At 58.9% G+C, this 12,154-nt stretch carries 15 protein-coding genes and 2 pseudogenes; 8 read left to right on the top strand and 9 right to left on the bottom strand.

Features of this window, described 5'->3' with window-relative positions; translation table 11 throughout:
* The first annotated feature begins 67 nt into the window (after positions 1-67).
* Positions 68-610 (top strand): exonuclease domain-containing protein, encoded by a 543-nt coding sequence (locus tag BSF40_RS30085; RefSeq protein ID WP_095968081.1) that lies wholly within the window; start codon positions 68-70, stop codon positions 608-610.
* Between the two features lie 69 nt (positions 611-679).
* A complete protein-coding gene (locus tag BSF40_RS30080) occupies positions 680-964 on the top strand; it encodes a pyrimidine/purine nucleoside phosphorylase (protein WP_007940055.1) in 285 nt (94 codons plus the stop codon).
* An 86-nt stretch (positions 965-1,050) separates the two neighbouring features.
* On the opposite strand, the gene BSF40_RS30075 is transcribed toward BSF40_RS30080, so the two are convergent.
* Both BSF40_RS30075 and BSF40_RS30070 read right to left on the bottom strand, forming a co-directional pair.
* Positions 1,051-1,857 (bottom strand): MOSC domain-containing protein, encoded by an 807-nt coding sequence (locus BSF40_RS30075; RefSeq protein WP_095968080.1) that lies wholly within the window; start codon positions 1,855-1,857, stop codon positions 1,051-1,053.
* A 188-nt stretch (positions 1,858-2,045) separates the two neighbouring features.
* Positions 2,046-2,981: a chemotaxis protein CheV gene (locus tag BSF40_RS30070; RefSeq protein ID WP_095968079.1), complete on the bottom strand. Its 936-nt coding sequence runs from the start codon at positions 2,979-2,981 to the stop codon at positions 2,046-2,048.
* Between the two features lie 449 nt (positions 2,982-3,430).
* Between BSF40_RS30070 and BSF40_RS30065 the strand changes: the two genes are divergently transcribed.
* From BSF40_RS30065 to BSF40_RS30055, 3 genes are all read left to right on the top strand, one after another.
* A complete protein-coding gene (locus BSF40_RS30065) occupies positions 3,431-3,901 on the top strand; it encodes a hypothetical protein (RefSeq protein WP_095968078.1) in 471 nt (156 codons plus the stop codon).
* A 471-nt stretch (positions 3,902-4,372) separates the two neighbouring features.
* Positions 4,373-5,266 (top strand): sensor histidine kinase, encoded by an 894-nt coding sequence (locus tag BSF40_RS30060; protein ID WP_095968077.1) that lies wholly within the window; start codon positions 4,373-4,375, stop codon positions 5,264-5,266.
* Positions 5,263-5,922 carry a response regulator transcription factor gene (locus BSF40_RS30055; protein ID WP_095968076.1) on the top strand — a complete coding sequence of 220 codons (660 nt, stop codon included), beginning with the start codon at positions 5,263-5,265 and terminating at the stop codon, positions 5,920-5,922. The genes BSF40_RS30060 and BSF40_RS30055 overlap by 4 nt, the downstream gene beginning before the upstream one ends.
* Here BSF40_RS30055 and yegS read toward each other — a convergent pair.
* Positions 5,906-6,823, bottom strand: coding sequence for a lipid kinase YegS (gene yegS, locus BSF40_RS30050; protein ID WP_095968075.1), 918 nt, complete (start codon positions 6,821-6,823; stop codon positions 5,906-5,908). The two genes, BSF40_RS30055 and yegS, sit on opposite strands and share 17 nt — an antisense overlap.
* 244 nt (positions 6,824-7,067) lie before the next feature.
* On the opposite strand from yegS, the pseudogene BSF40_RS30045 reads away from it, so the two are divergent.
* Positions 7,068-7,286, top strand: a pseudogene (locus BSF40_RS30045) (hypothetical protein); the annotation flags it as partial.
* Positions 7,287-7,351: 65 nt separating this feature from the next.
* Here BSF40_RS30045 and glp read toward each other — a convergent pair.
* Complete coding sequence (gene glp, locus BSF40_RS30040) at positions 7,352-8,539, bottom strand: gephyrin-like molybdotransferase Glp (RefSeq protein ID WP_172435777.1); 1,188 nt, start codon at positions 8,537-8,539, stop codon at positions 7,352-7,354.
* 22 nt (positions 8,540-8,561) lie between these two features.
* A complete protein-coding gene (moaB, locus tag BSF40_RS30035; protein ID WP_095968073.1) occupies positions 8,562-9,101 on the bottom strand; it encodes a molybdenum cofactor biosynthesis protein B in 540 nt (179 codons plus the stop codon).
* Between the two features lie 81 nt (positions 9,102-9,182).
* Here moaB and mobA point away from each other — a divergent pair, with 81 nt between their 5' ends.
* Positions 9,183-9,797 (top strand): molybdenum cofactor guanylyltransferase MobA, encoded by a 615-nt coding sequence (gene mobA / locus BSF40_RS30030; protein ID WP_095968072.1) that lies wholly within the window; start codon positions 9,183-9,185, stop codon positions 9,795-9,797.
* Between the two features lie 77 nt (positions 9,798-9,874).
* Complete coding sequence (locus tag BSF40_RS30025; protein ID WP_007973479.1) at positions 9,875-10,096, top strand: YgdI/YgdR family lipoprotein; 222 nt, start codon at positions 9,875-9,877, stop codon at positions 10,094-10,096.
* Positions 10,097-10,181: 85 nt separating this feature from the next.
* On the opposite strand, the gene BSF40_RS30020 is transcribed toward BSF40_RS30025, so the two are convergent.
* The 4 genes and pseudogenes from BSF40_RS30020 to BSF40_RS30005 all read right to left on the bottom strand — a co-directional run.
* The gene (locus BSF40_RS30020) at positions 10,182-11,072 is read right to left on the bottom strand and encodes a pseudouridine synthase (protein ID WP_095968071.1); all 891 of its coding nucleotides are present in this window, start codon (positions 11,070-11,072) and stop codon (positions 10,182-10,184) included.
* 63 nt (positions 11,073-11,135) lie between these two features.
* Entirely contained in the window at positions 11,136-11,453 is a 318-nt protein-coding gene (locus BSF40_RS30015) for a hypothetical protein (RefSeq protein ID WP_015094058.1), read from the bottom strand.
* A gap of 172 nt (positions 11,454-11,625) precedes the next feature.
* Positions 11,626-11,862 carry a glutaredoxin family protein gene (locus tag BSF40_RS30010; RefSeq protein ID WP_095968070.1) on the bottom strand — a complete coding sequence of 79 codons (237 nt, stop codon included), beginning with the start codon at positions 11,860-11,862 and terminating at the stop codon, positions 11,626-11,628.
* Between the two features lie 104 nt (positions 11,863-11,966).
* A pseudogene (locus tag BSF40_RS30005) lies at positions 11,967-12,154 on the bottom strand (ammonium transporter); the annotation flags it as partial.

Here is a 12,154-nt window from a genome sequence, read left to right as displayed (position 1 = left end):
GCTAGGCGGAACCGCCGGGTTTGGCTACGCTCAAACCCTACAGGACGCGGATACCAGGAACCCTGCAATGCCTCATTGGCTGGTCATTGATCTGGAGGCCACCACCGATGAGGGTGGATGGCCCGTAACGGATATGGAAATCATTGAAATCGGCGCCACCCTGGTGGACCGCAAGGGACGCGAACTGGACCAGTTCCAGCGCTTCGTCCGCCCCTTGCGACGGCCGTTGCTGACGCCGTTTTGCCGCGAGCTGACGCACATTACCCAAGCCAACATCGATGCGGCGCAACCGCTGGGCGAAGTCTGGCCGGCGTTTGAGCGCTGGCTCGGCCATCACCACACGCGACTTGAAGGCTGGGCCAGCTGGGGCGACTACGATCGCAAACAGCTGCTTCAGGATTGGCAGCAACTGGGTCTCGTCAGTGTGCTGACCAAGGTGCCCCATATGAACCTCAAGCAGCGCTTTGCCAAGGTCAGGCGACTGGAACGCCCGCTGGGGCTCAACGGCGCTCTGCAACTGGCCGGCCTGCAATTCACCGGCCAGCAACACCGGGCGCTGGAAGATGCGCGCAATACCGCACGCCTGCTGCCGCTGGTTCTTGCGCTTTAGACAGGTGACGACACTCGGGGCCTTGTGCATACTGGCCGGCCCTTTTTAGCCCTTTTCGAGGAATCGCCCATGTTTAAAGTCAACGAGTACTTCGACGGCACCGTCAAGTCGATCGCCTTTGGCACCGCAGAAGGTCCAGCGACCATCGGCGTCATGGCTCCGGGCGAATACGAATTCGGCACCAGCCAGCGTGAAATCATGCACGTGGTCAGCGGCGCATTGACCGTCAAACTGCCAGACAGCAGCGACTGGGAAACCTTCGCCGCCGGCAGCCAGTTCAACGTGCCGGCCAACAGCAAGTTCCAGTTGAAAGTGGCCGTCGACACCGCTTACCTGTGTGAATACCGCGGCTAAACCCGCGAGGCTTTACCGAAATAAAGGTCAGCGCAATAAAAATGCCCGTGTTTTTCGACACGGGCATTTTTTTGTTCTGCGCAAAATTATTCGAGGATCTCCACCGGCATGCCGACTTCAAGTCGACCGTTGCCGTCGTTGACCAGGTTCTGGCCAAACATCGCACCGTCCGCCTGCGAACGGTATTTCTGCAAGGTTGCCAGGGGTTCGCGGTCGTCGCTGCGCTCGCCGGTTTGCGGGTCGATGGTGGTCAGGATGCAGCGTGAGCAAGACTTGACCACGCGGAACTCGACATCGCCGATGCGGATACGCTTCCAGCCGTCCTCGGCGAAGGCTTCACTGCCTTCGATCACCAGGTTTGGCCGGAAACGCAGCATCTCCAACGGACGCCCGACCCGTTTCGACAAGTCCTCGAGGGAGGCCTGGCCAATCAGCAACAGCGGATAGCCATCGGCGAACGCCACCTGGTCGTCATCCTTGCCGTAGCCCGCCTCCGTCATCCGCGCCCGATCCAGCGGCACTTGCACCAGGCGTGTCGGTTTACCAATAAATTCGCTGACCCAGGCTGCGGCTGCATCGCCTGCATCGGGGACCCGCAAGGTATCGCGCCAGATCGTCACGCCACGCAGTTCTGCATCACGACCGGGCAAGGCTACGTCGATCAGCGAATGACCAGGCGCACTGAGGGTCAGGCCGCCTTCGGCATTCCACAACGCCGACAACTGGCTCATCTGCGCCACCGCACGCTGGGTCAGGAAACGACCGCTGGCTTCATCCACCAGCATCCAGCGGCGATCGCCGTCCAGACCGAGTTTATCGAGACCGATCCGTTGCAGCGTCTCGCCCTTGGCGGACTTCAACGGATAACGATACAGCGCGCTCAGACGCAACATGGCCAGCTCCCTGTTAGGCAAAACGCCACCCTATACGAGCTTGATCACTGAATCAAAGACTGATAACCAAACACCGTAAACCCTGTGGGAGCGGGCTTGCTCGCGAAGGCGGAGTGTCAGTCGATCACTATGCCAACTGTCACTCCGCCTTCGCGAGCAAGCCCGCTCCCACAGTTGTGCAGACCCGCTCAGGCCGGTACTTCGTCAAGCATCAGGCGCTGACGTACCACGTCGACGAGTTTGTCCGGCTGGAATTTGGACAGGAAATTGTCGCAGCCGACCTTTTTCACCATCGAATCGTTGAAGCTGCCGGACAAAGAGGTGTGCAGCACCACGTACAAGCCACGCAGACGCGGATCGTTGCGAATTTCGGTGGTCAGGCGATAGCCATCCATTTCCGGCATTTCCGCATCGGTGAAGACCATCAGCAGTTTTTCGGTCATGTCCACGCCGGTGTCGGCCCAGGCCTTGAGCATGTTCAAGGCCTTTAACCCGTCGCTGGCGATGTGCATCTTCACGCCCAGTTGTCCCAGGGTATCGCGCAATTGCGCCAGGGCCACGTTCGAGTCATCCACCAGCAGCACCTCTCGACCACGGGCGCGTTCCAGTATCGGATCTTCGAGCTTGTCACGGGAGACCTTGGCGTTGTACGGGACGATTTCGGCCAGGACCTTTTCGACGTCGATGATTTCCACCAGTTGATCATCGACCTTGCTGATTGCCGTCAGGTAGTGCTGGCGGCCGGCGCTGCTCGGTGGCGGCAGGATGGCTTCCCAGTTCATGTTGACGATCCGGTCCACGCCGCCGACCAGGAAGGCCTGAACCGAACGGTTGTATTCGGTGACGATAATCGTGCTGCCAGGCCCCGGCACCAACGGGCGCATGCCGATGGCCTGGGACAGGTCGATCACCGGCAGGGTCTGGCCGCGCAGGTTGACCACGCCGCAGACAAAAGGATGGCGCTGCGGCATGAGCGTCAATTTTGGCAACTGCAGGACTTCCTGTACTTTGAAGACGTTGATCGCGAACAATTGCCGTCCGGCGAGGCGGAACATGAGAATTTCCAGGCGATTCTCACCCACCAGTTGCGTGCGTTGGTCTACCGTGTCGAGAATGCCGGCCATCAATGACTCCTGGTCTTGTTCGGATGAATTCACTTAGAGAAGGTTATCGGCTGTTTTTGCCGAAGCTTGACCCTCTCTAAAATGCCACGCACAGGCATTGATGCCATATTAACATCATGCTTTACTGGCGCTGTGATTACATCTGCTGCACTTCTGCGCCGCGACCCCGGTTCTTTCGAAAGGTTCCGTTGCGTAAGGGATTCCCCTATCAACAATCAGGTGCAACCTGATGTTCGCAATATCCAATAGCCATTAATGTGACGCCATTCTCATTGCATGAACGGAGTCAGGCTTTTGTGTGCGATCGCAAGCCAGTGGCCAACCACCCTCTCGTGTTCCCCAGCCTGCCGCCGTTCGTTCGCCCGACGACTCGGCAATGCCGGGGTTCCGACCGCCCTCGTCGACACACACGATATCCCCTCATTTGACATGACGTTGTGGAGATAAGTATGCCGAACGATCGTAAAGAGTGGGCCCACCGGCTCCCGGAGTTTCTCGTCGAGGCTGAAACACTCCTGGCTAAAACCGAGGAATGCCTGAGCCATTTGCAGTTGATCAGCAATGATAAGGACGCCATCGACTGCATGCTCAGCACGCTGCTCAAGCTGGCCAACAAGGCCGATGCCCTGGCGTTGGCGGCCGTGTCCGAGTTTTCACTGCATATTCATGGTTTGCTGAACCACGCACAGAACACCATGAGCCTGCACGACGAGGCGCTGAGCGCGCTGAAAGACTGTCTGACCCTGATTGCCTGGCAACTCGAACTCATCGACCAGACCACCGGGCAACTCAGCCTTGACGACAGCGAGCAGGTCACCCTTATCGAAGCCTTTGCCTTTCAGGTCGGGCAAAGCCGCTTTCAGCCACCGGTCAATTCCAGGCCGCTCACCCTCGTGCCCTATTCGGAACGACGGGCCTGAACTAATCCAACTATGCCGTATGGCGGGGTTTGGTTATCAGTAGCGCACTGTTAATTGAGTGCGCATATGTCGCAAATGAATATTTCATAGCTATAAGCGACATCCTTAAAACAACCACTATTGCCTATCGACAATGGCGCACCAGACTTGATCAGGTATTGCCTGGTATCAACAGCCCCCTGGGGCTATCGGTATTTTGCGATGGCAACAACCAACTTGTTCCATTATGGAAGCATGGTCGAAACGACTGGATTCCTGACTTTTCGGACATGCATACGGACGCGACCAACAGTATCTTAAGTGCTACTATGCCGCCTGTTAGTTGACGCCAATTAATGGCCGCGTGATCGCAGCCGGACACAGCTCGCTGCAGTTCGCAGCTGAACTCGTCGGCGCTCCACATAAAAACAGGGGCCTGTCAGCCAGCATGACCGGTCAGCCCGCAGCGAACATCCATTGGCTCCATCCGCTATGTACGCCAGCCTCAAGTCAATCGCCAAGTGGCCGCCCTCCCGGGAAAATGCTCGCACATTCACGCTGTTGCTATGCGTCTGCTCGACCCTCGGCAGTTTGCTGGTCCATGGCTTGTCCATTGCGCTGCCTCTGTCATTGCTGCTGCTCAACATTGCGGCGCTGACCAGTGTTGCCGTGCAGTACTGCCTCTCGCGTAAATCGATCAAATTCCAGCCTCAGGAGCTGGCCGACCGGCTATTGCAGGTCCAGGAAAACGAGCGTCACCGACTGAGCCGCGAACTGCATGACGACATCGGTCAATTGCTGACCGCCGCAAAATTGCAAAGTGACTGGCTCAAACGCCGGATGCCCGAAGAGCTCCAGGGACAATGCACGGTCCTGTGCGACACACTGGAAGAAACCCTGGCCAAAGTTCGTGACGTATCCGCCATTCTCAATCCCCGGCAGTTGACCAGCCTCGGGCTGGAAGCCAGTCTGCGGGCACACCTGCTCAAGACCCTGGCCAACACACCGGTACACTGGAGCCTGGAATGCCAGCAGCGCCTGACCGGCATACCGGAGGAAATGGCCGTGGCGGCTTTTCGCATTACCCAGGAAGCGGTCACCAACATGCTGCGACATGCCCGGGCCAAGAACCTGCTGGTATGCCTGCAGCGCCTGCCCCAAGGCCTGAGATTGCAGATCAGCGATGATGGCCAGGGCTTCGCACCCGCAACGGACCCAGGGCGCGAAGGGCAACGCGGTATGGCCGGGATGTCGGAACGGATAGATCAACTGGGCGGCACGTTGACCGTTACCAGCGAGCCGGGCAAAGGCACTCAAATCGAAGCTCTATTTCCCTGGGCGCCCCGTGCGCTCGAACGGGCCAGTTCGAATAAGGTTATGCATTGACTTGTAACTTACTACTGGTGGATGACCACTCGCTGATCAGGGCTGGCGTGCGCGCCCTGGTAATGGACCTGCCCGGCTACGCCGTCGTCGGTGAGGCCAATGACGGCTCGCAGTTGCTCGAAATGGTCGGGCATCTGTCACCGGATATTGTCCTGCTGGATATTTCGATGCGCCAGACCGGCGGCCTCGAAGCCTTGCAACAGCTCAAGCGGGTGCGCCCACAGAGCAAGGTCCTGATCCTGTCGATGCACACCGACCCGGCCCTCATCATGCAGGCCCTGGAGTCCGGCGCCCACGGCTATCTGCTCAAGGACACCACGGCGACCGAACTCGAGCACGCGCTGGACGCCTTGCGCAACAACGAGCGCTATCTGAGCCCGGCCATTGCCCACACGGTGATCACCCAGGCCCTGATCCGAAATCAGAAGCACCAGCCCGAACCCGCCGACTCGCACAACCTGACGGCACGCCAGCTGGAAATCCTGCGGTTGATCGTTCGCGGCAAATCCACCCGAGAGATTGCCAACGGCCTGGGGTTGAGCGTCAAGACCGTCGAAACCCACCGCTCGCAGATCATGAAGCGTTTGCAGATCTACGATGTGGCCGGCCTGGTACTGTTCGCGGTGCGTGAACACATCATCAGCCTTGATGACTAGTCACTTCACTGGCCCGTAGCAGCGGCGAGTCTTCAGGCAAATGCACGAGCAACGCCGCCGGGCGGACCGAGAAACGCAGGTTATCCCCGACCAGCGGCTCACCATCAAGGTTGATGCAGAGCCCTTCCGAGGCCTTGATCTCGACCCATGGCAGGCGCACCCGGACAAACATGCTGTCGATGCCAAAACCTTCGGTCAGCAGGTTTTTCAATGTACCAACCACCTCCTGAGGTGCCGGCAGGATACTGATATCCAGCAAACCATCATCGACCAGGGCCTGTGGGCACAATTCCCGCCCGCCACCAGCCTGCCGGCCATTGCCGATGCCCAGCGCCAGCAGATCGCCGCACCAGTGGAAATCAGGTCCCTGCAATTCACCGTAGGCGGTATGCAGCTCATTGAAGCGTGACAGCCCGGTGAACAGGTAAGCAGCACCACCGAGGATTTTCTTCAACTCCTCCGAGGTGTTCGCCGTGACATGACTGCCAAACCCACCGGTCGCCATGTTCAGGAATATCTGCCCGTCGACCTCCCCCAGATCAATGGCGGTCGGCGCGGTATCAAGCAACGCCAGCGCCTGATCAGGCTGCAGGGGCACGCCTGCCGCACGCGCAAAATCGTTGGCGGTTCCCAGCGGCATCAGTATGAGGCTGGCTTTTTTCGAGTGCTCCGCCATGGCCTCGGCGATATCCCGCAAGGTGCCATCGCCGCCACCGGCAATGACGTGTCGATAACCGGCCGCCAACGCTTCGCCCACCAGTCTCTGCGCATCGCCGGCTTCCCAGGTCAATCGCACAGCCAGCTCCCAGCCTTGTTCACGACGGTTTTCGACGGCAGCACGAACCGCCTCGTTGAGTGCCTGTTTGCCATGCAGAATCAACAGTGCCTTGCGATCGCTCATTACTTCACTCCCCGGTTTGGATGGCATCTGGGAGATGTGGACCGTGCAGGCGCTGTTAAAGGTCGCCAGAAAACCAATTATTTCCAGTCAGGCAACTCGATCCCCTACAGCAGGACTTTTCTTACAGGACGTGAGGAATCTGCTCAATTGACCGCAAATCCGAATTGGTAGACCTTGGAGTTTCAGCAGGACACCACAGGGACGTGCCAAGCAAGGCCAAAACCCTGGATGACCGGCCAGCACAAGAGCCACGGGAGAAATTGATATGGAACCTCGCGTCACCGAGCTGGAAACACACCTCAAGCACATACGCAGGGACCTGGACGACATCCGCGGTGACGTCAAATCCATCAAGCACAGGCTCGCCTACTCCGCCTGCGGAACGGTCGTGATCCTCGGTCTTCTTGGCTGGATCGCCAATAGCCGTTTCGAGCAGGTCATTTCATTGTTTCTGGCACATTGAATGGCGATCAGGCAAAAACCCGGTTCAATCAACCGGGTTTTTGCCTGGCTAATCCGCTGAAGCGGTCAGCTCAGTACTTCGCTCAACGGAATGAAGAAAACGCTATCGCCCTGAACCAGCGTGCGACCTTCCAGGACTTCTACCAGTCCATCAGCCCAGGCAGCGCTGCGCAGTACACCGGAACTCTGGTTTTTGTAGATCGTCGCCCTGCCGTTTTCCAGCCGTCCACGCAAATACTCCCGCCGATTGCCAGGTCGGGGCCAGTCAAACCCTGCCGGTACCTGCACCTTCAGCGGCTCGACTTCCTTTACACCCTGACGACGCAGGAGATAGGGCCTGGTCAACAAGGCAAAAGTCACGAGGGTCGATGCCGGATTACCCGGCAAGCCGATCACGGGCACACCGCGAAAATGTCCGAACGTCAGCGGTTTGCCGGGCTTGATGGCGAGTTTCCACAGCGTCAGTTCGCCCTCTTCGCGCAAGGCGATACCCAGAAAATCGGCTTCTCCCACCGATACGCCACCGGTCGAGAGGATCAGGTCGACATCCTTCAACTCACCCAATCGGGAACGAGTGGTTTGCAGATCGTCCGGAAGAATGCCCGCGTCGACGACCTCACAGCCCAGACGCTGCAACCAGCTGCACAACAACACCCGGTTGCTGTTGTAGATCTGTCCCGGACCCAGCGTCTGGCCCGGCTCAACCAATTCGTCGCCGGTCGACAGCACCGCCACACGTACCTTGCGAACGACCTCCAGCTCGGCGTAGCCCAATGAGGCAGCCAATCCTTGCTCGATCGGCCCCAGGCGTGTGCCTGCCGGCAGAATCAACTCGCCGACGGTCGCTTCCTGACCTTGCGGACGGATGTTCTGGCCCTGGCTCAAGGCTTGCGTGAAACGCACTCGCTCATCCGCCTGGACCTCGGCGTTTTCCTGCATCTCGACGCAATCGGCACCGGCGGGAACAGGCGCTCCGGTGAAAATGCGCGCACAGGTTCCAGGCTGCAACGGATCGGGGGCCTGGCCGGCAAACACCTTCTGGCTGACCACCAACGGCTCTCCCGTCCAGTCAGCCGTGCGCAGGGCATACCCGTCCATGGCACTGTTGGGCCAAGGCGGTAAATCTAGGGTCGACAGCAGATCTTCAGCCAGTACACGCCCCTGCACCTGCGCCAACGGCAAGCGTTCACGCTCGACAATCCTCGAGACCTCGGCCATTTCCAGCAAGCGTGCCAACGCCTCCTCGACGGGCATCAGGCTGCCGGTCTTGCCCGGCTTACCCACGGGATTCACAAGGCGCGGCCTGTTTCAGGTGAGGCACGAAATTGCACGGGCGATGCCGCGAATCCAGCTGTTCGGCCAGAATGCCATCCCAACCCGTGCGCACGGCATTGGTCGAACCCGGCAAACAGCAAACCAGCGTGCCATTGGCCAGACCGGCCAACGTCCGGGACTGAACGGTCGAGGTGCCGATATCGGCAACCGAGATCTGGCGGAACAGCTCGCCGAATCCATCGACCTGCTTGTCCAGCAGGCAACTGACGGCTTCCGGTGTGCTGTCACGCCCGGTAAAACCGGTTCCGCCGGTGATCAGCACCACCTGCACCACATCGTCGGCAATCCAGCTGGCGACTTGCGCACGAATTTTGTAGAGGTCATCTTTGAGCAACACCCGGGCTGCCAGGTAATGACCGGCGGCGCTCAGGCGGTCGACAAAGAGCTGGCCCGAGGTGTCGGTTTCCAGCGTGCGGGTATCGCTGACAGTCAGCACTGCAATGTTCAGCGGTGCGAAAGGTACATCAGCCTTGGCTTTCATAGGCTCGTCCAGTTGTAGGAGAAACAGCCTGGTGTTATATCACAGCGCTCCGTTTTTTCGCCGCTCCCATGGAGACCTGCCATGACCATGAATTCACAATTGCCACCCTGCTCCATTCTGCTCCTGGCGGGCGGTCGCGGCCAACGTATGGGGGGGCGGGACAAAGGGTTGCTGGACTGGCGCGGCGAACCGCTGATTGCTCACTTGCATCGCAAGACCCGCCCGCTGACCGATGACCTGATCATCTCCTGCAATCGCAACCTTGAGAAGTATGCGCCCTACGCCGACCAGTTGGTCCACGACGATGAAGGTGACTTCCCCGGCCCCCTGGCGGGAATTCGGGCGGGCCTGGAAGCAGCTCGCCATACTCATATGCTGGTCCTGCCCTGTGACGTTCCGGGCATTGATGCGGCGCTGATCGGCACCATGCGCGAGACCGCCAACCTGAATCCGGACAAGCCGCTGATGGTGCGGCACGATGGCCACTGGGAGCCGTTGTTGTGTGTGATTCCAGTGCTGCACAAGGCAGCCTTTGAAAAGGCCTGGAACGAGGGTGAGCGCAGCCCGGGCCGGTTGATGCGCAAGCTCGGCGCGACCGCGCTGCAATGCCCAGACAAAGACCCCAGGCTGGCCAACCTCAACACGCCGGAACTATTAAGCGGTCATGTAAGCGGTCATGACACTGTGTCAGACTGACATTGATCAGGAACTTGCGCGGACGGTTCACGTCTCAAGTTCACTAAACCAAAGAATTCTTATTCGGAGACACACTCATGATGCAACGGACCCTCGCCACTTTCATGCTCGCACTGGGCCTCGCCACCCTCGCCGGTTGCGCATCGCCTACGGTGATCACCTTGAATGACGGTCGCGAAATCCAGGCCGTCGACACGCCAGAGTTCGACAAGGATTCCGGCTTCTACGAATTCGAACAGCTCGATGGCAAACAGACCCGTATCAACAAAGATCAGGTCCGTACCGTTAAAGAACTGTAATCGGGTGCCACCGGATACAGAAAAGCCCGCTTGATGCGGGCTTTTTCATGCCTGAAGAACAGCACTTCAGGGGCGCCGTTCAGGATCACCATTGCAGGGTGATTTCACTCTCGAACTCACGCGCCTGGCCCGAGACCGGATCGATGAATTTCAGCCCCTGAGCCAGCAGTTTCAAAGGATTGGCGTAGTCATCCTGCGCATCCTTGAGCACCTCGGGGTAAAACGGGTCGTTGCAGATAGCGGCGCCCAACGCCGCCATGTGTACCCGCAGCTGATGTTTCTTGCCCGTCACCGGGTAAAGACCATACCGCCAGAGTTTCTCCTGTTTCTCCCTGACTTCGATCGCCGTCTCGGTGTTGCAGGCCCCAGGCCCTTCCTGCATGCGGAAAAACGGCTCGCCATCGACCAGCCGGCTTTTATGAACCAGCGGGAAAGCACGTTCAGGCAACGCCGCTGCAATGGCCTCGTAGCGCTTTTCGATCTGCCGGGTTGGAAACAACGACTGATAAGCCGAACGACTCTGTGGATTGGCGGAAAACAGTACCAGCCCTGCGGTATGCCGGTCGATGCGATGCAATGGCACCAGATGCGGGTTGTCCAGGCGACGGATCAAGCGCCTGAGCAGCGTCTGTTCGACGTATTCGCCAGCCGGCGTCACCGGCAGAAAGTGCGGTTTGTCGGCCACCACCAGATGCTCGTCCGCGTACAGAATCGACTCGATCACCGGGATCGGTTTTTCATCCGGCACTTCGCGAAAATAATGAATCCGCAAACCTTCCCTGTAGGCCAGATCGAGGGCAATCGGCATGCCCTGCCCATCGAGGACCCGGCCACGGGCGATTCTGTCCAGCCATTGTTCACGACCGATGGCGCTGAAATGCTCGCACAGACAATCGACAACGGTCTGCCACGGGCCAGGTGGCAAGTACAGCGTACTGGCCTGGCTGTGTGCCGCGGAAAAAGAAGAAGTGGACATACGAAAGTTCTAACCCTCAGTGCAGAGCGGCATTATCCAACAGCACGGGGAATGAACCTAGCCTCAAGCCGGAATCCGTGTACGCGCCGCCGCTTCAGTGTATTCCTTGAGCCAGCGCAGTACATCGACCGCCTCCCAGCGAGCGGGGTCATAGAGGGCGTACAACAATCCCTGATAACCCACGACATCGAGTTGCCGGTGATAACCCGCGCGTTGAAACAAGGCTTCGATTTCTGCGAAACAGGTATTGAAATGCGTTTTGTTGAAGGGTGTCTTGCCCTCGGTCACCAGTCCATCCAGACGCAACTCAAGAACGGCTTCACTCACGACGTCTGCGGACATCCGGTTCACGCTGTTCTTCAACTGTTCGACATTGACCACGATTCATCCCTCTCACGCCCGGGCTTGGCTGCTCGCTGCCGAAAATCAGCAGCGGCCATGCAAGCGCCACGAATAACTGTATACGCATACAGTATCCGATCAATACCGGATAAGCCAAGGGGATCAATCGCAAAGTTCGACAGGCGGGAAACACCGCCAGCGCAAAAGCCGCTCAAAGCAAGAACGCCACCACCTCATCGGCATTGAATGGCCAGCCCAGTTCAGCGCCGGTGTCGACCCGCCGCAACACCGGAATACGCAGGCTGTAGGCGGCGAACCAGGTTTCATCGTCGGCGATGTCCACCAGTTCCACCAGCAGACCGCGCTCGACAAACTCCATCAACATGGCTTCAGCTACTTCACAGAGATGGCATCCAAGGGTGCCGAACAACTGACATACGGGAAGCATGAGCGCTCAACCGGAAAATGAAGTGACCATTCTAGGCCTGCTCCGAAAAACCGTCGAGCCATTGAGTCTCCTGCCTGATGCCACCGACGATGATGAGACCTGTGTCAGTCCTGGCTGACGGCGCCGATCTTGTGGATCGACAGGTCCGCGCCGTAATACTCCTGCTCCTGACTCAGGCGCAATCCATGCAGAGCCTTGATCACGCCATACACGGCGAACCCGCCGGCCAGTGCCACGGTGACGCCCAGTGCCGTGCCGATCAACTGGCTGATCAGGCTGACCCCACCCAGCC

Origin of the sequence: Pseudomonas sp. ACN5 (assembly GCF_002303975.1) — a bacterium.
In the GTDB taxonomy this organism is placed as follows: Bacteria; Pseudomonadota; Gammaproteobacteria; order Pseudomonadales; family Pseudomonadaceae; genus Aquipseudomonas; species Aquipseudomonas laurylsulfatiphila.
This window is presented reverse-complemented; position numbering and strand designations above follow the sequence as displayed.